This window comes from Vibrio sp. 03_296, from assembly GCF_002265885.1.
Map to the genome: position 1 here is coordinate 1 of NZ_NPKW01000256.1, position 391 is coordinate 391.

Here is a 391-nt window from a genome sequence, read left to right on the forward strand (position 1 = left end):
ATTTCGTTTTACGCTTCGTATCCGTTTGAGAGTCTTGACCCGCCAACTTATCAATCGGCAAGTAAAGCAAGTTGCCACTTGATTCAGAATCAATCAGCACTTTCGATGTGCTTGAATACACTTCTTCCATCGTATCTAGGTAGAGGCGATCACGCGTAACCTTCGGTGCAGCTTGGTATTCAGGTAACAGCTTTTCAAACTGAGCCACTTGACCCAACGCTTCGTTGATGGTGCGTTCACTGTAACCTTGAGCCTCTTTCTTCAGACGCTCTGCGCGACCTGTTGCTTTTGGCAAGATTTCATTTTTGTACGCTTCGGCTTCACGAATGAAACGCTTCTTCATCCTCGACGCGCCGCAATCGCATCATCGAATGCATCTTTTACTTGCTCA

General features: G+C 46.5%; 1 pseudogene. It reads right to left on the reverse strand.

What is annotated here, in order from left to right:
- A pseudogene (locus tag CIK04_RS23800) lies at nt 1–391 on the reverse strand (protease modulator HflK); the annotation flags it as partial.